20 protein-coding genes and 1 tRNA gene are annotated in these 21,678 nt (G+C 38.8%); 5 read left to right on the forward strand and 16 right to left on the reverse strand.

Annotated elements, in window-relative coordinates; translation table 11 throughout:
• Nucleotides 1-13: 13 nt before the first annotated feature.
• The 14 genes from ACESOD_RS02615 to ACESOD_RS02680 form a co-directional block, all read right to left on the reverse strand.
• The gene (locus ACESOD_RS02615) at nt 14-361 is read right to left on the reverse strand and encodes a hypothetical protein (protein ID WP_373093822.1); all 348 of its coding nucleotides are present in this window, start codon (nt 359-361) and stop codon (nt 14-16) included.
• A 67-nt stretch (nt 362-428) separates the two neighbouring features.
• Complete coding sequence (locus ACESOD_RS02620) at nt 429-983, reverse strand: histidine phosphatase family protein (RefSeq protein WP_373093824.1); 555 nt, start codon at nt 981-983, stop codon at nt 429-431.
• 55 nt (nt 984-1,038) lie between these two features.
• Nucleotides 1,039-1,983: an alpha/beta fold hydrolase gene (locus tag ACESOD_RS02625; RefSeq protein WP_373093826.1), complete on the reverse strand. Its 945-nt coding sequence runs from the start codon at nt 1,981-1,983 to the stop codon at nt 1,039-1,041.
• 113 nt (nt 1,984-2,096) lie between these two features.
• The gene (locus ACESOD_RS02630; RefSeq protein ID WP_060955987.1) at nt 2,097-2,978 is read right to left on the reverse strand and encodes a class II fructose-bisphosphate aldolase; all 882 of its coding nucleotides are present in this window, start codon (nt 2,976-2,978) and stop codon (nt 2,097-2,099) included.
• Nucleotides 2,979-3,122: 144 nt separating this feature from the next.
• Nucleotides 3,123-4,445 (reverse strand): sensor histidine kinase VncS, encoded by a 1,323-nt coding sequence (vncS, locus tag ACESOD_RS02635; protein ID WP_373093828.1) that lies wholly within the window; start codon nt 4,443-4,445, stop codon nt 3,123-3,125.
• Nucleotides 4,442-5,098: a response regulator transcription factor VncR gene (gene vncR / locus ACESOD_RS02640; RefSeq protein ID WP_373093830.1), complete on the reverse strand. Its 657-nt coding sequence runs from the start codon at nt 5,096-5,098 to the stop codon at nt 4,442-4,444. Before vncR ends, vncS begins: the two co-directional genes overlap by 4 nt.
• A gap of 70 nt (nt 5,099-5,168) precedes the next feature.
• Nucleotides 5,169-6,548, reverse strand: coding sequence for an ABC transporter permease subunit Vex3 (gene vex3 / locus ACESOD_RS02645; protein WP_373093832.1), 1,380 nt, complete (start codon nt 6,546-6,548; stop codon nt 5,169-5,171).
• A gap of 285 nt (nt 6,549-6,833) precedes the next feature.
• Complete coding sequence (gene vex2, locus ACESOD_RS02650) at nt 6,834-7,466, reverse strand: ABC transporter ATP-binding subunit Vex2 (RefSeq protein ID WP_373093834.1); 633 nt, start codon at nt 7,464-7,466, stop codon at nt 6,834-6,836.
• 13 nt (nt 7,467-7,479) lie between these two features.
• Nucleotides 7,480-8,757, reverse strand: coding sequence for an ABC transporter permease (locus ACESOD_RS02655; RefSeq protein WP_373093835.1), 1,278 nt, complete (start codon nt 8,755-8,757; stop codon nt 7,480-7,482).
• A 125-nt stretch (nt 8,758-8,882) separates the two neighbouring features.
• Nucleotides 8,883-9,494, reverse strand: a complete 612-nt coding sequence (locus tag ACESOD_RS02660) for a CPBP family intramembrane glutamic endopeptidase (protein ID WP_373093837.1) — start codon at nt 9,492-9,494, stop codon at nt 8,883-8,885.
• A 284-nt stretch (nt 9,495-9,778) separates the two neighbouring features.
• A tRNA-Leu gene (locus ACESOD_RS02665) sits at nt 9,779-9,864 on the reverse strand.
• 81 nt (nt 9,865-9,945) lie between these two features.
• Nucleotides 9,946-10,521, reverse strand: coding sequence for a cysteine hydrolase family protein (locus tag ACESOD_RS02670; protein WP_070459159.1), 576 nt, complete (start codon nt 10,519-10,521; stop codon nt 9,946-9,948).
• Nucleotides 10,521-11,309, reverse strand: a complete 789-nt coding sequence (gene codY, locus ACESOD_RS02675) for a GTP-sensing pleiotropic transcriptional regulator CodY (RefSeq protein WP_000940719.1) — start codon at nt 11,307-11,309, stop codon at nt 10,521-10,523. Before codY ends, ACESOD_RS02670 begins: the two co-directional genes overlap by 1 nt.
• Before the next feature lie 377 nt (nt 11,310-11,686).
• Nucleotides 11,687-13,264, reverse strand: coding sequence for a DEAD/DEAH box helicase (locus ACESOD_RS02680; protein WP_373093839.1), 1,578 nt, complete (start codon nt 13,262-13,264; stop codon nt 11,687-11,689).
• Nucleotides 13,265-13,603: 339 nt separating this feature from the next.
• On the opposite strand from ACESOD_RS02680, the gene ACESOD_RS02685 reads away from it, so the two are divergent.
• The 5 genes from ACESOD_RS02685 to ACESOD_RS02705 all read left to right on the forward strand — a co-directional run bounded on the left by ACESOD_RS02685 (nt 13,604) and on the right by ACESOD_RS02705 (nt 19,251).
• A complete protein-coding gene (locus tag ACESOD_RS02685; RefSeq protein WP_373093841.1) occupies nt 13,604-14,920 on the forward strand; it encodes an FAD-containing oxidoreductase in 1,317 nt (438 codons plus the stop codon).
• A 98-nt stretch (nt 14,921-15,018) separates the two neighbouring features.
• Complete coding sequence (gene murT / locus ACESOD_RS02690; RefSeq protein WP_373093843.1) at nt 15,019-16,362, forward strand: lipid II isoglutaminyl synthase subunit MurT; 1,344 nt, start codon at nt 15,019-15,021, stop codon at nt 16,360-16,362.
• Complete coding sequence (gatD, locus tag ACESOD_RS02695; protein ID WP_373093844.1) at nt 16,362-17,144, forward strand: lipid II isoglutaminyl synthase subunit GatD; 783 nt, start codon at nt 16,362-16,364, stop codon at nt 17,142-17,144. The genes murT and gatD overlap by 1 nt, the downstream gene beginning before the upstream one ends.
• 115 nt (nt 17,145-17,259) lie before the next feature.
• On the forward strand, nt 17,260-18,342 hold the full coding sequence (locus ACESOD_RS02700; RefSeq protein ID WP_373093845.1) for a M24 family metallopeptidase: 1,083 nt from the start codon (nt 17,260-17,262) through the stop codon (nt 18,340-18,342).
• A gap of 12 nt (nt 18,343-18,354) precedes the next feature.
• Nucleotides 18,355-19,251, forward strand: coding sequence for a hypothetical protein (locus ACESOD_RS02705; RefSeq protein WP_373093846.1), 897 nt, complete (start codon nt 18,355-18,357; stop codon nt 19,249-19,251).
• Between the two features lie 79 nt (nt 19,252-19,330).
• Here ACESOD_RS02705 and nadE read toward each other — a convergent pair whose 3' ends face one another.
• On the reverse strand, nt 19,331-20,155 hold the full coding sequence (nadE, locus tag ACESOD_RS02710; RefSeq protein WP_373093847.1) for an ammonia-dependent NAD(+) synthetase: 825 nt from the start codon (nt 20,153-20,155) through the stop codon (nt 19,331-19,333).
• Nucleotides 20,152-21,612, reverse strand: coding sequence for a nicotinate phosphoribosyltransferase (locus ACESOD_RS02715; protein WP_373094068.1), 1,461 nt, complete (start codon nt 21,610-21,612; stop codon nt 20,152-20,154). The genes nadE and ACESOD_RS02715 overlap by 4 nt, the downstream gene beginning before the upstream one ends.
• Nucleotides 21,613-21,678 lie beyond the last annotated feature (66 nt).

Here is a 21,678-nt window from a genome sequence, read left to right on the forward strand (position 1 = left end):
CTGAAAACAGACCTTAACCATCAATGGCAAAATTCTCCAGACTCTCAAATGCCTGACCCTGATAGTCAAAAGAAAAGATATGAATATCATCAAAAGTTTGATTGCAGAAAGTAACGGTTTGTCTTTCTGGCTCGATGATGGGTTTACCCAATTTTTCAGTAGCTTCTTCACCTGTGAAATACCCGTAAAATTCTTGTAAATGAGGCAGTATAAAAGCAAGAATACGAGATCTATTTTTATGGTAATTAGCTGCAAGCAACTGAGCTTCCATCTCAAAATTTCCACTTGGTTTTTCTTCCCAAGCTACAAGAACATCATCTACTTCATGTAGATAGGCTTGCAAGGACTGATCGAAAATCATGGCTATTTTTCCTTCTATTCTATTTACAATAACAGAAAATAAAAATCACATAGATTGAGCTAAATGATTACCTAAAAGTATCTGGCATCATTCTTTTCACACTCTCATCTTTGTCAACTAGAAAGCAATCTGGAAAGGTCATCTGTTCCCATTTTTTATAATCAAAACTTGAATCAAAATGATTGATTAAAATTCCTAGCAAATTTCCATGAGAACTCAGTAAAATGGTTTTATCTGAATATCTTTCTTCCAAGTCCTCTAACAAATCTAATATTCTCTTCAATGCTTCTCTATTAGACTCGCCTCCAATAAGAGATTTATCTGGATTTTGCCATAAATATTGAATTGTTTTTTCAAACTCAGTATCTTCAATAAATCTTGAGGATAATGTTCTTTCACGTAAACGATTATCAAGTACTATCTTATCAAATTGAACGGGAGAACTATTTACTGTCTCAAAAGCTCGCTTATAAGGGCTTGAAATAAAGTAATCTATTTTACAAGCATTTAAAAACTCCAACTGTTCAAGAGAAGAAAATCCTTTTTCCGACAATGTTCTATTAAAAACATCACTCGAGAATCTTGAATGAGCATGTCTAAGTACAATATAAGTGTTCTTCATAAAATGTCACCTCTCAATTATTGGCATCAGTTCAAAATAACTTTCTAAATCACAGTTACTCTGTTAAAAATTCTTCAATTCGAGAAACAAGTTCATTATTTTGATAATGATAGAGGTCATGTGGTGCATCCATATAGATGACTTGAACATTAGACTGTTCACTAGCAAATGTCTCTGCATAATGCTGCCATTCTGATTGGCTAAAACTAGTGCCTTCACCGTTAGACACCAGTAATAAGGTGGGAATTTTCAGATTGATGCTAGAGGGAACTTTCTTGGCATTTTCCTTTGCCAAACGGGATTCATGAAGCATGGCTTGTGACATCAACTGCTTATATGCTAGTAATTTATATTGTTGTCGTTCAGTTTCAGTCAGAGTTGGATTTTTTATATAAAAGGACTCAGGGAAATAGCGTAATAAGCCAATCTTACTGCTCCAATAGGCCACAGTAAGCAAGGCCTGATTATCCTTTAAATCTTCATAACTAGCTGGCAGTGCCCAATCCAGACCAACCAAGGCTTTCACTTCATCAGGATACTTTTCCTGCCAAGCCAGACTTTCAAGACTAGCTATTGAATGAGACAGAATGATAAAAGGTCCTGTTACATTTGCTTGTGATAGAGCTTGACGTGTCTCAGACAAAACTTCCATCACATCTCTGGATTGATTACTATCCTCACTATAACCATAGCCAGCCCGCTCCACGATGACTACCTTATATTTTTTTGATAAGGAATCTGAAACATTCTTAAAGTCCAAGATTGGGGAAGCAATTCCAGCACCGGATAAAACTACTATGGTTTCTGGGCCATCCCCTTCAACGTAAACATTCATTTGATGCCCATTGACAAGAACTGTTTTCCCCATAGGTGTTAAGAATTCATTTTCCCTTTGTAAACTGATTCTGTGATAGAAAAATGTAGCTGCTAAAAAAAAGATAAGGAAACTAAGATGGATAAGGGCAGATTTCTTTAGTATTTTCATAGCATTATTGTACATAAAATAGGTCCTTTTAGCAACTTAAGATTGGTTCTTCTACAGTAATTTGCTATATATCCAAACACCAAAAAACCCACCCAATGGGCAGGTTCTTTCTGTATTGTTCAGCTAGATTAAGCTTTACCTTCTGAACCGAATACGTCGATACGTTCTTCAACTGATGCTTGGATAGCTTTGACACCATCAGCCAAGAATTTACGTGGGTCGAAGAGTTTCTTCTTGTCGTATTCTGCTTCGTTTGCTTCGTAGTCACGAGCAAATTTACGAGTTGCGTTAGCGAATGCGATTTGGCATTCAGTGTTAACGTTAACTTTAGCAACACCAAGTTTGATAGCTGCTTGGATTTGATCATCAGGAATACCTGATCCACCGTGCAATACGATTGGGAAGCCTGGTACAGCTTCAGTCAATTTTTGCAAGTGATCAAGGTGAAGACCTTTCCAGTTTTCTGGGTAAGGACCGTGGATGTTACCGATACCAGCTGCCAAGAAGTCGATACCAGTTGCAACCATTGCTTTAGCGTCTTCGATTGGAGCCAATTCACCATCACCGATGATTCCGTCTTCTTCACCACCGATAGTTCCAACTTCAGCTTCTACTGATACACCATTTGCATGAGCAAATTCTACAACTTTACGAGCTTTTTCAAGGTTTTCTTCAACTGGAAGGTGTGAACCATCAAACATAACTGAAGTATAACCAACTTGAATACACTCAAGTGCATCTTCGTAGTGACCGTGGTCAAGGTGGATAGCTACTGGTACAGTGATACCCATTGATTCAACAAGGTTAGCGATCAAGTTGCGAGCAACTTTGTAACCACCCATGTATTTAGCAGCACCCATTGAAGTTTGGATCAAAACTGGAGCTTTTTTAGCTTCTGCTGCGCGCAAGATAGCTTGAGTCCACTCAAGGTTGTTTGTGTTAAATCCACCAACTGCATAACCGTTGTCACGAGCTGCTTGGACAAATTTTTCTGCTGAAACGATTGCCATTTTATCAGGCCTCCTGTATATTTTTATGGGACATCCCATTTACATTGTTCATTTTATCACTTTTTAGCAAAAAAAGCTAGTTTTTCCCGTAGTTTCGATTGAATTTCTTCTATTTTCAGATATGTAAACCTTTTCCCACTTGGTCTAATCCTTATTCTCAGGCAAATTCATATAAAATACCAAGTGATCATCATGTCTTTCAAAGCGATAGTCAATTTCTTCGTTTTCCAATAAACTTTTGACGACGAAGAGTCCCAAACCAGCTCCCTTGCTTTGTCGACTAGAGGACGTGAAGGATTGTTCAAATTTATCTTGTTCCTCAGGTGTACAGGCGTTCTCTATAAAGACCCAATCATCTTTTGCTCCAATTTTTAAATAACCACCTTGAACAGAGTGTTTCACAGCATTACTGATAAGATTGGAAAGAATCAGCTTTAGTACTGAAGAATTTAGATAAGTTTGTTGGTCAGTCAGTTGATTTTCTACAGTGATTTTTCTCTCTTTGGCTAATAAATCATAATCCTTTAAGAGAAAATCTGTCATTTCAAGAAGGTTGATTTCTTCTTTCCTATCTCGCAATTCTTGCACTGAAGAAAGAGATAGGATTTGCTGGACATGGTGACTTAAATCATCCACAATTCCTAGAGAAACTCCAAGGTAATGGTCTCGATCTTTGTAGCGTCCAATATTTGCTTGCATATTTTCCAAAAGAATCTTTAGACTTGCTAGAGGTGTTTTCAGTTCATGGGAAGCACCTCGTAAAAACTCGACCTTCATCTTTTCTAACTGGAGGATGGCTTCATTTTTCTCATGCAAGTCCGCAATGACTGTCAAAAGATGCTGATAGAGACTATTAATCTGGTCTTTGAGATCACCAATCTCATCCTTGGAATCCACGCGCAGTCGTACTTCTGCATCCAAATCCATCATTCGCCGAGTTACTCGCTTGATTTCCAATATCGGAGCTACAATGCTTCTCGCATAGATATAAGCAATCAGGAGTGAAATCAGAAAAGAAGCTAACAGAGTATAGGGTAGGAATTGCAGACTCATATCTTCTGCTTCTTTCTGCAAATCCATAGAAGCAATAAACTGTAAGGTCAAGGTCTGACCATCTTTAGATTGGACTTCTCTTTCCTCAATGACCAAGGAAGCCGTCTGTCGTTCTTTATCAATGGGAAGATTGTCCTTGACCTCCAACTTATCTTGGGTCATCTCTCCCTTGATAGATCCCTTAATATCACTACTTTGAGAATAGAGTTCAAGGACTTCCTGGATAGTTTGACTGTCTTTTCCTTGGAGAGACTGGGTAATTTCTGTAGCCTTTTGCCCGATGCTTTCCTGACGGTGACTGAGATAGGTCGGAGGAAAGAGGAAATAGATAGCCAAATGCAAACAAATGACTAAGGTAGAAAATACCGAGAAGGTATAGATAAAAATCTTTTTAAATAAACCTGAACGTCTCATTTTCTCTCCAATTTATAACCAACATTGCGCACGGTAAGAATACAATCTAGATCCAATTTTTTTCGTAATTCCTTGATATAGACATCGATAACACGGTCAAAAGGTACCTCATCTGTCAATTTCCATACAGCGTCGATAATCTGAGCTCTAGTCAAAGCACGACCTTCATTTTTAACCAGATAGTCTAAGATTTCTAGCTCTTTTGCATTCACAGGAACATCTTTCCCCGCTACACTAGCTCTATAACTGTCAAAATCGACCTTGGTATCCTTATAGGTAAAGGTACGACTTGCATCATAATAACGCTTGAAAATAGCATCTACTCGTACCTTTAACAAAGATAGGGAAAAGGGCTTTTCCAGATACCCATCTGCTAGAGAGGCAAAGGCACTCATCTTATACTCCTCGTCTTGAAAAGCTGTCAACATCAAAACAGGAACTTGACTGGTCTTGTGGATTTCTGATAAGACCTCTAAACCATTGAGTTTAGGTATTTGAATATCTAAAAGAACCAGGGCAACTTGGTGATTTGAAAATTGTTCCAGAGCTTCTTGACCATCTGCTGCCTGAATGGTTTCATAGCCACAATCCGTCAAGTAATCACTAATTCCCTCACGGATCATGTCTTCATCTTCTACAATTAGAATTTTCATATAAATCCTTTTCTATCAAAAATGCTACCTATATTATATCTCATTTGAGTGAGAATAGGTAGCAGGTTTTTTATTCACTATCCAACAAGAGTTCTTTTGGTTGTTTAAAGAGGAGATTACTTGAAGCAAGCGCCATAACTAGTACTACTAAAACCAAGCCAAGTACAAAGATGATGGCAAAGTCCGAAGGTTGAATGGATATATCCAGACTTGAAAGTGTCTTGCTAAAGCCGTCGACTTCTGCACCACCACCAAGATTAGAGGCTTGGGCTGCCTTACTAGCCTGCTTAGCCACATCTGATGTGACATTTGCAAGCACTGTATTTCCAATGGCTCGAGCTGTATAGTTGGCTAGGAAGTAGGCTGAAATAAGGGCTGGAATAGCAATCATAACTGCTTCTGTGATAAATTGTCCTAGAATACTTGCTTGTTTAAGACCAATTGAAAGGAGAATTCCAACCTCTTTACGACGAGCGTTAATCCATAGCGTGAGTAAGAGACCAAGTAGGAGAACAGAGAAGCTCAAGCTACCCCAGAAGAGAAGATTAGCCATCTTGTACATGCCTGAGATAGATTGTTCGAGGGCAGGATAGTTAGATGAACTCTTAATCAAGCTATACATCTTCCAGTTGATGCCGTTGATAGACCCTAATTCTTGCATGACACTATCTAGATTCTTATCTCCAGCTACAAAGAAGGTAGCATCTCCATAAATAGCTGTATCTTCAGTATAACCATAGAGCTGGGCAGCTGTGTGAATATCTGTGATAGCTGTATTCTCATAAAGTTCTTGTGAGTAGGTCACAGCAGATTTGTTATGTCCATCAAAGAGTCCTTTGATCGTTACTTCTACTGTTTCCTTAGCTCCTTTCTCATTATCGGCATCGTAGATATTGGAGTTCAGTTTGACCTTGTCGCCAACCTTCCAGCCATGTTTAGCAGCCAAGTCTTTGTGCATGAGAATTTGGTATTTGTCATCGTTTGTTAAATGCTCACCTTCGACTAGTTTGTAAGAGCCTGACACAAACTTATCTTCTTTAGAAGAGTCATTGACACCTGTTATCATCAAGCTACTTCCAAAACGTTGAGCTCGATCTGCCGTTAGATTTTTCTTGGTTTCAGGCGTTTCAATCAGTTCATAACCTGTTAAATCACCGATAGCATTGATCCGTTTGATGTAGGATTCGATGGCCTTATTTTCGGTAATTTTTTTGATATCTTCACCCTTGATATTCCCTGCACCACGTGGAGTTCCTTGGTTGACTCTACGATTGATTTGCATGGAAAAACTATTGGTGATATTTTTAAAGGTTTCTTGAGAAGCCTTAGCTGTCGCCCCCTTGATAGACAAGCCGACCAAACTCAAACTAGCCATCAAGAGAATGATCAGAAAGATCACAAGCGACTTAAAAAATTTTCTTGTGACATAGGCAAATGCGTTGTGTAACATAAGATTCCTTTCTAGATTTTGTTCTATTTCAATGTCTTATAACTTATATAAATTATTTTTTTACTATTTCCCTTGGATTGTGCGGACGGGAGCAACTTCCTGTAGGAATTTCATCCCTAATTTTTGAGCCATATGTCTCAAAAATTCCGGCCTAGATAATAACTTTGTTATTATCTAGGCTATCACTACTGCGGGAAATAGTTGTTAAAGACTCACTTCGTTTATTATTACTTTACACGTATCCAGTTACCAACTAATACTATTTTAAAGTTTAATAACTAGATTCTATATTTCAGTCAGCTTTTTATCCTTCAATTCCAGTGTAATATCTGACGCCTGTGCTACTTCCTTACTGTGGGTCACAACGATCACACACTTGCCTGTTTTCTCAGCAAGAGATTTGAGGAGTTCGATGATATCCCCAGCTGTCTTAGGATCTAGGTTTCCGGTTGGTTCATCTGCTAAAATCACTGGTGCTTCTGATACAAGGCTACGAGCAATGGCCACCCGTTGTTGCTGTCCACCTGATAATTGGAGAACATTTCGCTTGATCTGACTTTCATCTAAACCAAGTTCAAAAAGAGTATCCTTGCTAGCTTTTTTATTAACCAAGCGGATATTTTCCAATGGAGAAAGATAATCAATCAAGTTATAGTTTTGGAAAACTAGCGAGATATGGTGCATGCGATGATAAGAATAACCTTGTTCACGAATATCCTTGCCTTCGAATAAGATAGCACCTTCGACTGGACTATCAAGTCCTGCTAATAGAGATAAGAGTGTTGACTTCCCAGCTCCTGATTCACCGATGATACTATAAAACTTGCCAGGTTCAAAATCGTAATTGATTTTATATAATACTGCTTCTGCAGTGTTCTTGTAACGATAAGTAAGATCTTGTAATTGTAGTAAAGTCATGATTTCTCCTTCATTAACTAATAGATGATAAAATTTCTTTCGGTGATTTTCTAAATAAAAAGATAAAGCAAAGTGCAACTGACAAGCAGCTGATTATAAGTAGGAAGATATAAGATTCTCCAAATGATAGAAGACTTGTTGAAAGATTCGTTGCTTTTGCCAGAGTATCTTGTAGTGCAGCTTGGTCGCCGCTTGCTAGTACAGTCTTCAAGAGATAGGAAGTAATGGCATTCCCAGCCACAAATGCAGGCAGAATAGCTGCCAATGAAACCAAGATGACTTCTAGGCAGAATTGGCTAAAGATTGCTCCTTTTCCCTTACCTAGTGCCAATAAAATACCAACCTCGTAGACTCGCTCTCGTAACCAAAGTGACAAGACCAAGATCAGCGCTCCTACACCAGCAATCATCATGCCATAGAGGAAAATCTGTAGGAAGGTTTGGAAGGTCGAAACTGAATCCTTGATTTGTTCAAAAGCCTTATTTTCCTTTTCGACTTGGTAACCTTTCGTTTCAAGAGATAACTTTTCAACCTCTTGAATGATACTATCCATATCTTTTGGATTTTCTAGATAGAAACGAGCGGCAGTAACTTTAGCTTCCTTATTTCCAAGAAGAGTTTGGCTACTTTCGAAGTCTGTATAGACCGTATTTTCACTAAAATCTGACGAAAGACCAGTGAATTTCTCTTGCTTCTTACCTGAGAAAATACCTACGATTTCATAGTCTAGCCTTTGTCCACTATTTTCTTTGACTTGAGCAGGATTTAAGCTAATCTTATCCCCAAGTTTTAGGTTATTCTTCTTAGCCAATTCCTCGTGGACTATTATTTTCTGGTTATCTCCTTTTTGTAGATGTCTTCCTTCTTTAAGGGTAAAGGCGGAACTTGTAAAAGAAACATCCTTGGAAGAGTCTTCTAATGCAATCAAACTGATAAGATTTTTTTCAGTCTCTGTCAAATCATCCCTTTGGATACTTTGTTCTCCAGTAACGACTTCTTTGTCAGTTAACTTGGCTATTGTTTCTAGCTCAGGTGAAATCTTCTCAAGCCCCTTTATGTTTTTAAGGTCATCTAGTTGAGACAGTTGAAAGGTCTGATCTGCTTCTATTCTTTTAATAGAAAAAGATGTATTCAATGAGCGATAGAGATTATTTTCTACTGTTTTGTTGGACTTCATGAGCGTCAGACAAGCCGATATTCCAGCCAATAAGACAAATAGAATCAAGAATAAAATGAGACTTCTCAGTCGTTTTCTGCTGACGTAAGCCCAAGCTCTTTGAGTGGGATTCATATAGCACCTCCATATTTGTAAGACTATTATAATATCCAAATATGAAATGTTTATGAAATAAGAAAAATTTTTGAAATAAAATAAGCCAGTATTTCTACTGACTTTATATTTATAAATCCCCCAGATTAAAACAGAGAAAATGCAGCAACTAAACCAGACAGGATGTTAGCTAGTGCATGTATGATCCAACTTGTTAAAATGGACCCTCCAGCTTTCTTTTCATTAACAAAACCAAGATAAGCTGCTATTGCTCCAGTAAAAAATATAATGAAAAAAGTGACTTCCAAACTTACTACTGAAGCAAATAATACTCCATGAAGCAATCCAAAAGCGATAGCCTGTATCGTATTTGCAAAGACAAACGGCATGTGATTTGCCATTCGTTTCAGTAGAAATCCTCTAAATAGCAGTTCCTCTGGCAAAGATGTTTGCAAAATACTGTAAATTAGAATACTTGGTAAAGCCTTATAGCCCATACCAGAAAAAGCCGAAGTAGCTGTTTCTATACTACGTGTTAGAGGAAAGACAAACATATAAAAAATGGTAAACAAGAGAAAACCACCAATTATCCATGAGATCAGATCAGAATCTTTAACCCTTTTAATAGATTTTAAACCAATCCATTCTATAAATGGGACTTTCCCCCTCACAGTCAGAAACCACCAGATAGAAGGTAGTAAAATAATAAAGAGAATTTGAATAAAGGCACTTATGATTCGTTGAAGTCCATTAACCATCGTAATCCTCCTTTACATTTTTGAAATACCTATTTTAAATCAGGAAATACAAGTCATTAACTATGAAAGCTTTCCCGATAATAACCGTTATAAACTAAGATAGATTTAAATTTTTCTACACTACTCTCTATATTTTTTTAATACTGATTTCTTTTCCTTCTTTTCTATCTATATTGTAGCACTTTTTAAAAGAAAACAAAAAACATACAAAAAACTATCTTGTATGTTTTTCACTATACCTATTTCAAAAAATAAAGAGCTAGCCGAAGCTAACTCTTTTCCTATGCGGAGAGAGGGACTTGAACCCTCACGACCTAAAGCGGTCACAGGATCCTTAGTCCTGCGCGTCTGCCAATTCCGCCATCCCCGCGTCGATTACTTTACTAGTATATCAACTTTCACAAACTTTGTCAACACTTTTTTCAGATTTTTTTCAGTTTTTTTGAATACATTATTCTTTGATTTCAACTAGATTTTCATCAAGGAGTTTCGCTCCTAATGTATTCTTAAAATGTCCAAGTGCAAACTGATGGTTTTCAGGCCAAATGGATGCGACTGCTGGCTTGACAACTTCTATCTGATACCCAAGATTATAGGCATCGATAGCCGTATGCAATACACAGATATCTGTAAGAACACCTGTTAAGATGACTGTATCCACGCGACGCTCTCTCAGACGGATATCCAAATCTGTGCCAGAAAAAGCTGAATAGTGACGTTTGTCCATCCAGAAAACACGACTATCCTGGGCCTGTTCCTGATAAAATTCAGCTAACTTACCATATAGATTACGCCCGCTAGTCCCAATCAGATTATGAGGGGGAAATAGTTTACTTTCTGGATGAAAGACATCATTTTCCTCATGAGCATCAATGGTAAAGAAAATATAATCTCCACGGTCAAATGCTAATCTAGTTACCTGATTGATTGCTTCTGATATTGCTTGAGCAGGAGCTCCTGCTGTCAATTTTCCATGATCCGCTACAAAATCTTCTGTATAGTCAATCGAAATTAAAGCCTTAGCCATTAATAGTCCCTCTTTTTCACTTCTTCAAAAATATCTGGGATTAAAACTTTTAGATAAGTTCCCTTCATACCCAATGAACGACTTTCAATAATCCCTGCTGATTCGAGCTTCCGAAGAGCATTGACAATCACTGAACGCGTAATACCGATACGGTCTGCAATGACTGAAGCAGTTAATTGTCCTTCATTGCCTTTCAATTCACCCAAAATAGCTGATACTGCTCGTAACTCAGAGTAAGAAAGGGTGTTGACTGCCATCGTTACGGCTGTACGACGACGGATATTTTTCTCGTCTTCTTCACGTTGGAAGTTCAAAAGCTGAATACCAACCACCGTACTAGCAATCTCAACAAGAATCAAATCCTCATCTTCGAATTTCTTATCATTACGCCAGATAATCAAAGATCCCAAACGAATCCCAGAAACATGGATTGGAGCAATGGTTGTCAAACCTTCTGCGAAATCTGCACGACTCTCAACTGGAAAGATGCTTAATTCGTGATCTACAGTCAGATTTGCTTCTGTATCGTAAATCATATTTGCACCTTGAATATAGTCCTCAGGAAAAATTTTTGATTGGAAAAATTGCTCTACACGATCATTATTAGTCTTGTAGCGCATAAAATATCCTAAAAGACGTCCCTTACTATTTAGGATACAAGCGTTGCAATCAATAATATCCGCTAATTGGCGTGTGATGGCATTATATGGAAGATCATCTTGTAATTTCTCCTCTGCACGCTTCAGGATAGACGTAATTTTTCTCGTTTTTTCTAATAAATGTGCCATTTTTCACCTCGTATTTAATCGCTTCCATTATATCATAAAATGACCATTATTTCAATAATTATCTGAAAATTGTTTATTGAATTGCAATTCATGACTGTTCGAAAATTTTTACTAGTTTTTTAAATTTTTTTATTGACAGGTCCCTAAATTTTTGATAATATAATATTACAAGATAACAAATATATAAATCTATTTTCTCGTATTAATACTCAATGAAAATCAAAGAGCAAACTAGGAAACTAGCCGCAGGCTGTACTTAAGTACGGCAAGGCGACGTTGACGAGGTTTGAATTTGATTTTCGAAGAGTATAAACTTTTATTAACTCTCGGTCTCCTTATATATAAAAGCGATCCACCTCAGTGAACCGCTTTTTTTATTATTTATCACCCTTGTTACGGATTACAAAACCAGTTTTCTTCTCACTTGAAGTATTACGTGGTTTTTTATTATCCTTACGGTAACGTTTTTCCTTCTCAAAGCGGTCGTTCTTGCGACTGCCTTTTTTGAAATCATCTCGACGTTCACCACGACGATTGTCTCGACGACGATCACGATCTCGACGATCCTCACCACGACGTCCTCCCTTGCCTTTACCACCGAAGCCATTACCTGATGGTTTAAATGGCAATGGTTTCTCGCGCGCAATTTCAACTTCTGGAAGACTATCTGGATCCTGAACTGTCAAACTTAGGATGTACATTGCCAATTCTTCTGGGCTGAATTCAGCTGCAAGTTTACGGGCATCTTTTGCGAATTTGTCAAAGTTTCCACGAACAGTCTCATCGGCAAAGTCACGTTCAATTTTCTTCAACGCAACATGCTTTTTAGCTTGGAAGGCTTCTTCTGCTGTCGCAGGTTTCAAGCCCTTCATGCGTTTCTTGGTCAAGTTTTCGATGATTTGGAGGTAGCCCATCTCATTTGGTGCTACAAAAGTAATCGATTGACCTGACTTCCCGGCACGACCTGTACGACCGATACGGTGAACATAGCTCTCTGGATCTTGTGGAATGTCGTAGTTATAGACATGAGTCACACCTGAGATATCCAAACCACGAGCCGCAACGTCCGTTGCTACGAGGACATCCAGATTGCCATTTTTAAAATCGCGAAGGACACGAAGACGTTTGTTTTGGTCCAAATCTCCATGAATCCCTTCTGCACGGAAGCCACGGATTTTCAGACCACGAGTCAACTCATCTACACGACGTTTTGTACGACCGAAGACAATAGACAACTCAGGCTGTTCAACGTCCATAAGACGAGTCATGGTGTCAAATTTTTCTTGTTCCTTGACACGGATATAGTACTGATCAACTAGTTCAGTTGTCAACTCCTTGGCAGCAATCTTCACATGCTCAGGTTCTTTCATAAACTGAACCCCGATACGCTTGATAGCTTCAGGCATAGTTGCTGAAAAGAGCAAGGTTTGACGATTTTCTGGGACACGAGAGATGATGGCTTCAATATCCTCAAGGAAGCCCATGTTAAGCATTTCGTCCGCTTCATCAAGAATAAGAGTTTCAATATCTTGCAATTTCAAGGCCTTGCGTTTGATCAAATCTAGGAGACGACCTGGTGTTCCAACTACGATATGAGCACCTGATTTAAGAGCCTTGATTTGTTTTTCGATACTTGAACCACCATAAACAGAACGGACTTTTACACCCTTGCTTCGACCAAAGCGGAAGAGTTCTTCCTGACTTTGCACAGCTAGTTCTCGGGTTGGTGCAATGACCAAAGCTTGAATGGTTGCTTCTTCTGTACGAATCTTTTCAAGGGTTGGCAAACCAAAGGCAGCAGTTTTTCCTGTACCTGTTTGAGCTTGTCCGATAACATCTTTTCCTTCAAGAGCCAGAGGAATGGTTTGCTCTTGGATAGGACTTGCTTCTACAAATCCTGCTTTTTCAATTTCTGCTAATAAATCAGCAGAAAGGTTAAATTCATTAAATTTCACGTTATTCTTCTTTCTAAAGATGGTGCGAAGCCATCCTATAGCGCTTAGTTTATACTTTTCTTGTCATGACGTACTTTCATATCTTTTATGAAAGACCGTGTTGCTTCTTTTCCACTAAAGAAAAGTACTGCTTTTTTGCAACTTATCTAGTATAACATAAGAGAGGGTCAAAAGATAGTCTAACCTCCTGATTAAGTCATGTAAACGATTTTTCTATCGATTTGCTTCACTCAAAAAGTATTTGTTAGAGCATTCGGTTCCTGAAATGATTTTCCGTAGCAGATTTTTGCAAAAGTTTTTTTCTTATGCTAGAATGAAGTTCGAACAGGAGGAATAAAAATGTTAACATACGATTTAATTGTAATAGGATTTGGTAAGGCAGGTAAGACACTTGCTGGAAAACTAGCTTCAGCTGGTAAAAAGGTTGCCCTTATCGAACGTAGTAAGGCGATGTACGGCGGTACTTGTATCAATATCGGTTGTATCCCAACTAAAACCTTGTTAGTTGCTGCTGAAAAAGACTTGTCATTTGATGAGGTTATGGCAACAAAGAATACTGTTACTACACGCCTCAATGGTAAAAACTATGCTACTGTCGCAGGTACAGGCGTAGATATCTTTGATGCTGAAGCTCACTTTGTTTCTAATAAAGTCATCGAAATCCAAGCTGGTGACGAAAAACAAGAACTGACTGCTGAAACTATCGTCATCAACACTGGTGCTGTTTCAAACGTATTGCCAATCCCAGGCCTTGCTACAAGCAAGAATGTCTTTGACTCAACAGGTATCCAAAACTTGGACAAATTGCCTGAAAAACTTGGTGTCCTTGGTGGCGGAAACATCGGCCTTGAATTTGCCGGTCTCTACAACAAACTTGGAAGCAAGGTTACAGTCCTAGATGCCTTGGATACATTCCTACCTCGTGTAGAACCTTCCATCGCAGCTCTTGCCAAACAATACTTGGAAGAAGATGGCATTGAATTGCTTCAAAACATCCGTACTACTGAAATCAAAAATGATGGCGACCAAGTCCTTGTCGTAACTGAAAACGAAACTTATCGTTTCGATGCCCTTCTCTACGCAACTGGACGTAAACCAAATGTTGAACCTCTTCATCTCGAAAACACAGATATTGAACTAACTGAACGCGGCGCTATTAAAGTAGACAAACATTGTCAAACAAACGTTCCTGGTGTCTTTGCTGTTGGAGATGTCAACGGTGGCCTTCAGTTTACCTACATTTCACTCGATGACTTCCGTGTTGTTTATAGCTACCTCGCTGGTGATGGCAGCTACACACTCGAAGATCGTCTCAATGTACCAAATACTCTTTTCATCACACCTGCACTTTCACAAGTTGGTTTGACTGAAAGTCAAGCAGCTGATTTGAAACTTCCATATGCTGTTAAGGAAATTCCTGTTGCAGCTATGCCTCGTGGACATGTAAATGGTGACCTTCGTGGTGCCTTCAAAGCTGTTGTCAATACTGAAACAAAAGAAATTCTCGGTGCTACTATCTTCTCAGAAGGTTCACAAGAAATCATCAACATCATTACTGTTGCTATGGACAACAAAATCCCATACACTTACTTCACAAAACAAATCTTCACTCACCCAACCTTGGCTGAGAACTTGAATGACTTATTTGCGATTTAAGTTGAAATTTCATCGCATCAAACAGCCCTCCTTGGGCTGTTTTTCTTTTTCTAAAATCTCAAATCTGTCTTTTTCAGCATTTATGATATAATAGAAACATGAAATTAAAAACTACTTTGGGCCTTCTTGCTGGGCGTTCTTCTCATTTTATTTTGAGTCATCTTGGACGTGGAAGTACTCTCCCTGGAAAACTTGCCCTTCAACTTGATAAAGATATTTTACAACATTTAGCAAAGAACTATGAGATTGTTGTAGTAACTGGTACCAATGGAAAAACCTTGACGACCGCTCTCACTGTTGGTATCCTAAAGGAAATTTATGGTCAAGTTTTGACCAATCCAAGTGGTGCCAACATGATCACAGGGATTACAACTACCTTCTTGACTGCAAAATCTTCAAAAACTGGAAAAAATATTGCAGTCCTTGAAATCGACGAAGCTAGTCTCTCACGTATCTGTGACTACATCCATCCTAGCCTTTTCGTTATCACCAATATCTTCCGTGACCAAATGGACCGCTACGGTGAGATCTATACGACTTACAACATGATTTTGGATGCTATTCGGAAAGTTCCTACTGCTACTGTTCTGCTGAATGGTGACAGTCCTCTTTTCTACAAACCTACAATTCCAAATCCTGTTCAGTATTTTGGCTTTGATACGGAAAAAGGTCCAGCAAAGCTTGCTCACTACAATACTGAAGGTATTCTCTGTCCAGACTGTCAAAGTATTTTGAAATATGAGCTCAACACTTATGCCAACTTGGGAGCTTATATCTGTGAAAACTGTGGATGTAAACGTCCTGACTTAGACTACCGTCTAACAGAATTGGTTGAGTTGACTAACAATCGTTCTCGCTTCGTTATCGATGGTCAGGAATACGGTATTCAAATCGGCGGACTCTACAATATCTACAATGCTCTGGCTGCGGTTGCCATTGCCCGTTTCCTCGGTGCAGATTCGCAACTGATCAAACAAGGTTTTGACAAGAGTCGTGCAGTTTTTGGACGTCAAGAAACCTTCCATATCGGTGACAAGGAATGCACACTGGTTCTCATCAAAAATCCTGTCGGTGCAACACAGGCTATTGAAATGATTAAACTAGCTCCTTACCCATTTAGTCTATCTGTCCTCCTCAATGCTAACTATGCGGACGGTATTGATACCAGCTGGATCTGGGATGCAGATTTTGAACAGATAACTGACATGGATATCCCAGAAATCAACGCCGGTGGCGTTCGTCATTCTGAAATCGCTCGTCGTCTTCGAGTGACTGGCTACCCAGCTGATAAAATCACTGAAACAAGTAGTCTGGAACAAGTTCTTAAAACGATTGAAGCCCAAGATTGTAAACATGCTTACATCCTTGCGACCTACACTGCTATGCTGGAATTCCGAGAACTACTAGCCAATCGTCAACTTGTTAGAAAGGAGATGAACTAATGGTTTATACTTCACTTTCCTCAAAAGACGGTAACTATCCTTACCAGCTAAATATCGCCCACCTCTATGGCAATCTCATGAACACATACGGAGATAATGGGAATATCCTCATGCTCAAGTACGTAGCTGAAAAACTTGGGGCCCACGTAACAGTTGACATCGTTTCTCTCCACGATGATTTCGATGAAAATCACTACGACATCGCCTTTTTCGGCGGTGGTCAAGACTTTGAACAAAGCATCATTGCTGGTGATTTGCCTGCTAAAAAAGAAAGCATTGACAACTTCATCCAAAATAATGGTGTCGTCCTTGCTATCTGTGGAGGTTTCCAACTATTGGGTCAATACTATATCGAAGCTTCTGGAAGACGTATCGAAGGTCTAGGTGTCATGGGACACTACACTCTCAATCAAACTAACAACCGCTTTATCGGTGACATTAAAATTCATAACGAAGAATTCGATGAAACCTATTATGGTTTTGAAAACCACCAAGGCCGTACCTTCCTCTCAGATGACCAAAAACCACTCGGGCAGGTCGTATACGGAAATGGAAATAATGAAGAGAAAATCGGTGAAGGCGTTCACTATAAAAATGTCTTTGGTTCTTATTTCCACGGACCTATTTTATCCCGTAATGCAAACTTAGCCTATCGCTTGGTCACTACTGCTCTTAAGAAAAAGTATGGTCAGGACATCGTCCTTCCAGCTTATGAGGATATTCTGAGCCAAGAAGTCGCTGAAGAATACAGCGATGTGAAAAGCAAGGCAGACTTCAATTAATATTTAGATTCCAACATGCTATTAGCTGTTGGAATTTTTTTGTAGTCTTTTCCCCTTCTCTCTTGCATTTTCTACTATTTTTTGCAAAAATAGAGGGGTAGAAAGAAGGTAACATATGTCTAAATTACAACAAATTGTAACATATCTCGAATCTGAAAAGTTAGACGGCGCTGTCGTATCTGACCCCGTCACTATCAACTACCTCACTGGTTTTTACAGTGATCCACACGAACGCCAAATGTTCCTCTTTGTCCTTGGAAACCAAGAACCACTTCTCTTCGTTCCAGCACTTGAGGTTGAGCGTGCAACTAGCACTGTTTCATTCCCAGTAGTTGGTTATGTGGACTCTGAAAATCCTTGGAAAAAAATCCAAAATGCCTTGCCACAGCTTGATTTCAAACGTGTAGCAGTTGAGTTTGATAATCTCATCTTGACTAAATACCACGGTTTAAGATCTGTCTTTGAAGCTGCTGAATTTGAAAACTTGACTCCACTAATCCAGCGCATGCGCTTGATCAAATCAGCAGACGAAGTGCAAAAGATGATGGTTGCAGGTGTTTACGCCGACAAGTCTGTTAAAGTTGGTTTTGATAATATCTCTCTTGATAATACGGAAACTGATATCATTGCGCAAATCGACTTTGCTATGAAACGTGAAGGCTACGAAATGAGTTTTGATACTATGGTTTTAACAGGTGATAATGCTGCAAATCCGCATGGTATCCCTGGAGCTAACAAGGTTGAAAACAATGCCCTTCTCCTCTTTGACCTCGGTGTGATGGTGAATGGTTATGCATCAGATATGACTCGTACAGTCGCTGTTGGTAAACCTGACCAATTCAAGAAAGACATTTACAACTTGACTCTGGAAGCCCAACAAGCTGCCCTTGACTTTATCAAGCCTGGTGTCACTGCACATGAAGTAGACCGTGCTGCCCGTGAAGTTATCGAAAAAGCTGGCTATGGTGAATACTTCAACCACCGTCTCGGTCATGGTATCGGTATGGATGTCCACGAATTCCCTTCAATCATGGAAGGAAACGACATGGTTATCGAAGAAGGTATGTGCTTCTCAGTTGAGCCTGGTATCTATATCCCTGGTAAAGTCGGAGTACGCATCGAAGACTGTGGTGTTGTGACCAAAGATGGCTTTGACCTCTTTACAAGTACCAGCAAAGATTTGCTTTACTTTGATTAATGGTATTCTTTTATGTTAAATGATTTCTTTAAATTTGTAGATAACGTTACTAATGAAACTTCTAAAGTTGTAAATGGTATCGCTAATGAATCCTCAAAGGTTGTAAATGGTATCGTCAATGAATCCTCAAAGGTTGTAAATGATATTGCTACTGAGACTTCAAAAGCCGTAAAAGTAGTTGTTGATGAAACTTCAAAAATAACTAGTAATACTGTAGATGGAGCTGTTAACATAGCCAATAATACTATAACAGGAATTTCTAATGTTATTAGTATCCCAGGTAAAGTTGTAAATTTTGTTGCTGAAATACACTCATGGAATAGTCAAGAGCGTCTTGAAAGGAAACAAGATGAGGAGCTTAGACAGTCTTTATCCATTCAATTTCCAGAATTCTTAAATCAAGAAGAGTTCAATAGAATAATTCACAAAGAAACCGATAAAATTAATCGATTTAAAAAAGTAGAAATTAACCAAGCTTTAATTAATTTTGAAGTTTATTCAAATAGTCGAATTTCAACTTGGTGTTTTACTTTAAATTATAATGATTATGGAATTTTAACAGGAAAAGTTAGAATCTCAAGGGAAAACACTGACTCAAGTATCCCTGAAAATATTAGTTTACGGATTTCTGAGCGCCTTACTGATATTTTAAAGAATCAGTATATCCTTCCACCTGATGATTATGATATTTTACTTTCAAAAGAACCTTCCGAAGTAAAAGAGCTTTTTGAAAATATTGGATTTCATAATGTAACGTTACTTGAAAAAAAATATGAAAAATTACCTTATTTTATTAAGAATTACAAAATACATAGTATTACAATAGGAAATTGCAAATATTTTGATAAAGATTCTTATTTTGATAGTAATTCATTAGTTACAATATCATATTTTATGCAAGATGAGTAACCTTTCCACACTTCATATCTCAAACATTTTAATTAATATTTTTAAAAAAGAAGGAAAAGCAACACTTTTCCTTCTTTTTTTACTCCCAAAACGTATCAAACACGGTGATTGGTAGGTGGCGTTTGTGTTGGCCTTTGTACCACCATTTTTCAATGGTTGCTTGGGCTTCTGGGCTGACTTGCTTTCCTTCGAGGTAATCATCAATTTCATTGTAAGTAACTCCTAAAGCTACTTCGTCTGCAATACCTGGTTTTTCTTCTTCCAAATCTGCTGTTGGAACTTTTTCATAGAGGGCTGGATCAGCTCCAAGCTCCTTCAAAAGTTGTTTTCCTTGGCGTTTATTGAGGCGATAGAGTGGGAGAATATCTGCACCACCGTCACCAAACTTGGTAAAGAAACCTGTGATATTTTCCGCAGCATGGTCTGTCCCGATAACAGCTCCGCTATGAGCACCTGCAAGGGCATATTGGGCAATCATACGACTACGAGCCTTGATATTTCCTTTGTTAAAATCGGAAACTACACTTCCTGTTGCTTCGACTGCTACTGTCATAGCATCAGCAGATTCCTTGATATTCACTACTAAGCTGACATCTGGCTGGATAAAAGCTAGGGCTTTTTGGGCATCTGCTTCATCAGCTTGTACTCCATAAGGCAAACGAACTGCTATAAATTTATAGCTATCATCACCTGTTTCTGCTCGCATTTCTTCCATGGCTAGTTGAGCCAAGCGTCCTGCTAAGGTCGAGTCTTGACCTCCAGAAATGCCTAACACAAACGTTTTTAAGAAGGGATGCTTCTTTAAATATCGTTTTAAAAAGTCAATCGAACGACGGATTTCTTCCTGGGCATCAATCACTGGTTTAACCCCCAGTTCTTCGATAATAGTCTCTTGCAAACTCATTCTTCTTCTCCTTCACCTAGAGCTTCCTTACGCATTTTATCAATCAAGTCCATCTTGTCTTGCCATACATCACGAGCCAAGTCGACAGGGTAATGTTGTGGGTTAAGAACGCGTTTGTATTCGTCCCAGAGCTTATCAAATTCCTTACGAGCATAGGCTTGAATTTCAGGTAGACTTGGTAAATCATAGACCAGCTTACCTTCCTTGAAAATGTCAACCAAGAGAGGAACAGCATCAAAATTACGGACAGTTTTCTTGATGTAAGTATAGGTTGGATGGAACATCTTGATTTCAGTCATGCTAGCAACGTCGACACCATCATAGGTAATATAATCACCTTCTGACTTGCCTTTTTCACGACTGGTGATGCGCCAAACTTGTTTCTTACCTGGTGTTGAAACTTTCTCTGCATTGTTTGAAAGTTTAATGGTATTGCGCATATGACCATTCTCATCTTCGATGGCAACAACCTTGTAAACTGCTCCAAGTGCTGGTTGGTCATAAGCAGTGATGAGTTTAGTACCTACACCCCAGACGTCAATCTTAGCTTTTTGCATCTTGAGGTTAAGGATGGTATTTTCATCAAGATCATTTGATGCATAAATCTTAGCATCCGTAAATCCTGCTTCATCCAGTTGTTGACGAACTTTTTTAGAAATATAGGCAATGTCTCCAGAGTCAATGCGAACGCCAAGGAAATTAATCTTATCACCAAGTTCACGCGCAACCTGAATCGCTGCTGGAACACCGATGCGAAGAGTATCATAAGTATCTACTAGAAAGACACAGTTTTTGTGCGTTGAGGCATAAGCCTTGAAAGCCTGATAGTCATTTCCATAAACTTGAACTAAAGCATGGGCATGAGTCCCTAAAACCGGAATACCAAAAAGTTTACCAGCACGCACATTACTAGTTCCATTGGCACCACCAATAACAGCGGCACGAGTCCCCCAGATAGCCGCATCCATTTCTTGCGCACGACGTGTACCGAATTCCATCAAAGGTTCATCATCAATGACTGAACGAATACGAGCCGCCTTAGTCGCAATCAAGGTTTGAAAGTTGACGATGTTCAAGAGGGCTGTTTCCACCAATTGACACTGAGCCAAAGGTCCCTCCACTTGAACAATCGGTTCATTAGCAAATACCAAGTCCCCTTCTTGAGCAGAACGTACAGTCAATTCCATCTTGAGATTACGGAGATATTCCAAGAAGGCGCCATGATAACCAAGTGATTCCAAATAAGCAATATCGCTCTCAGAAAAGCGCAGTTTTTCTAAGTAGTTCACAATTCGTTCCAAACCTGCAAATACAGCATAACCGTTTTTGAAAGGTTGTTGGCGGAAATAAACTTCAAAAACTGCTTTCTTGTTATGAATGCCTTGGTCAAAGTAAACCTGCATCATGTTAATTTGATACAAATCCGTGTGCAATGTTAAACTATCATCTGGGTACATATACTGTCCTTCTTCCTTATTTGTAAAAGATGAAAATGTTTCTTCTTTTCTCATAAATTAGTACTA

It is taken from the genome of Streptococcus oralis, assembly GCF_964238205.1.
Classification (GTDB): Bacteria; Bacillota; Bacilli; order Lactobacillales; family Streptococcaceae; genus Streptococcus; species Streptococcus oralis_CZ.

Coding starts and splice junctions, on each gene's coding strand:
- ACESOD_RS02615 (WP_373093822.1), bottom strand. CDS start 361: ATGATTTTCGATCAGTCCTTGCAAGCCTATCTACATGAAGTAGATGAT.
- ACESOD_RS02620 (WP_373093824.1), bottom strand. CDS start 983: ATGAAGAACACTTATATTGTACTTAGACATGCTCATTCAAGATTCTCG.
- ACESOD_RS02625 (WP_373093826.1), bottom strand. CDS start 1,983: ATGTACAATAATGCTATGAAAATACTAAAGAAATCTGCCCTTATCCAT.
- ACESOD_RS02630 (WP_060955987.1), bottom strand. CDS start 2,978: ATGGCAATCGTTTCAGCAGAAAAATTTGTCCAAGCAGCTCGTGACAAC.
- vncS (WP_373093828.1), bottom strand. CDS start 4,445: ATGAGACGTTCAGGTTTATTTAAAAAGATTTTTATCTATACCTTCTCG.
- vncR (WP_373093830.1), bottom strand. CDS start 5,098: ATGAAAATTCTAATTGTAGAAGATGAAGACATGATCCGTGAGGGAATT.
- vex3 (WP_373093832.1), bottom strand. CDS start 6,548: ATGTTACACAACGCATTTGCCTATGTCACAAGAAAATTTTTTAAGTCG.
- vex2 (WP_373093834.1), bottom strand. CDS start 7,466: ATGACTTTACTACAATTACAAGATCTTACTTATCGTTACAAGAACACT.
- ACESOD_RS02655 (WP_373093835.1), bottom strand. CDS start 8,757: ATGAATCCCACTCAAAGAGCTTGGGCTTACGTCAGCAGAAAACGACTG.
- ACESOD_RS02660 (WP_373093837.1), bottom strand. CDS start 9,494: ATGGTTAATGGACTTCAACGAATCATAAGTGCCTTTATTCAAATTCTC.
- ACESOD_RS02670 (WP_070459159.1), bottom strand. CDS start 10,521: ATGGCTAAGGCTTTAATTTCGATTGACTATACAGAAGATTTTGTAGCG.
- codY (WP_000940719.1), bottom strand. CDS start 11,309: ATGGCACATTTATTAGAAAAAACGAGAAAAATTACGTCTATCCTGAAG.
- ACESOD_RS02685 (WP_373093841.1), top strand. CDS start 13,604: ATGTTAACATACGATTTAATTGTAATAGGATTTGGTAAGGCAGGTAAG.
- murT (WP_373093843.1), top strand. CDS start 15,019: ATGAAATTAAAAACTACTTTGGGCCTTCTTGCTGGGCGTTCTTCTCAT.
- gatD (WP_373093844.1), top strand. CDS start 16,362: ATGGTTTATACTTCACTTTCCTCAAAAGACGGTAACTATCCTTACCAG.
- ACESOD_RS02700 (WP_373093845.1), top strand. CDS start 17,260: ATGTCTAAATTACAACAAATTGTAACATATCTCGAATCTGAAAAGTTA.
- ACESOD_RS02705 (WP_373093846.1), top strand. CDS start 18,355: ATGTTAAATGATTTCTTTAAATTTGTAGATAACGTTACTAATGAAACT.
- nadE (WP_373093847.1), bottom strand. CDS start 20,155: ATGAGTTTGCAAGAGACTATTATCGAAGAACTGGGGGTTAAACCAGTG.
- ACESOD_RS02715 (WP_373094068.1), bottom strand. CDS start 21,612: ATGTACCCAGATGATAGTTTAACATTGCACACGGATTTGTATCAAATT.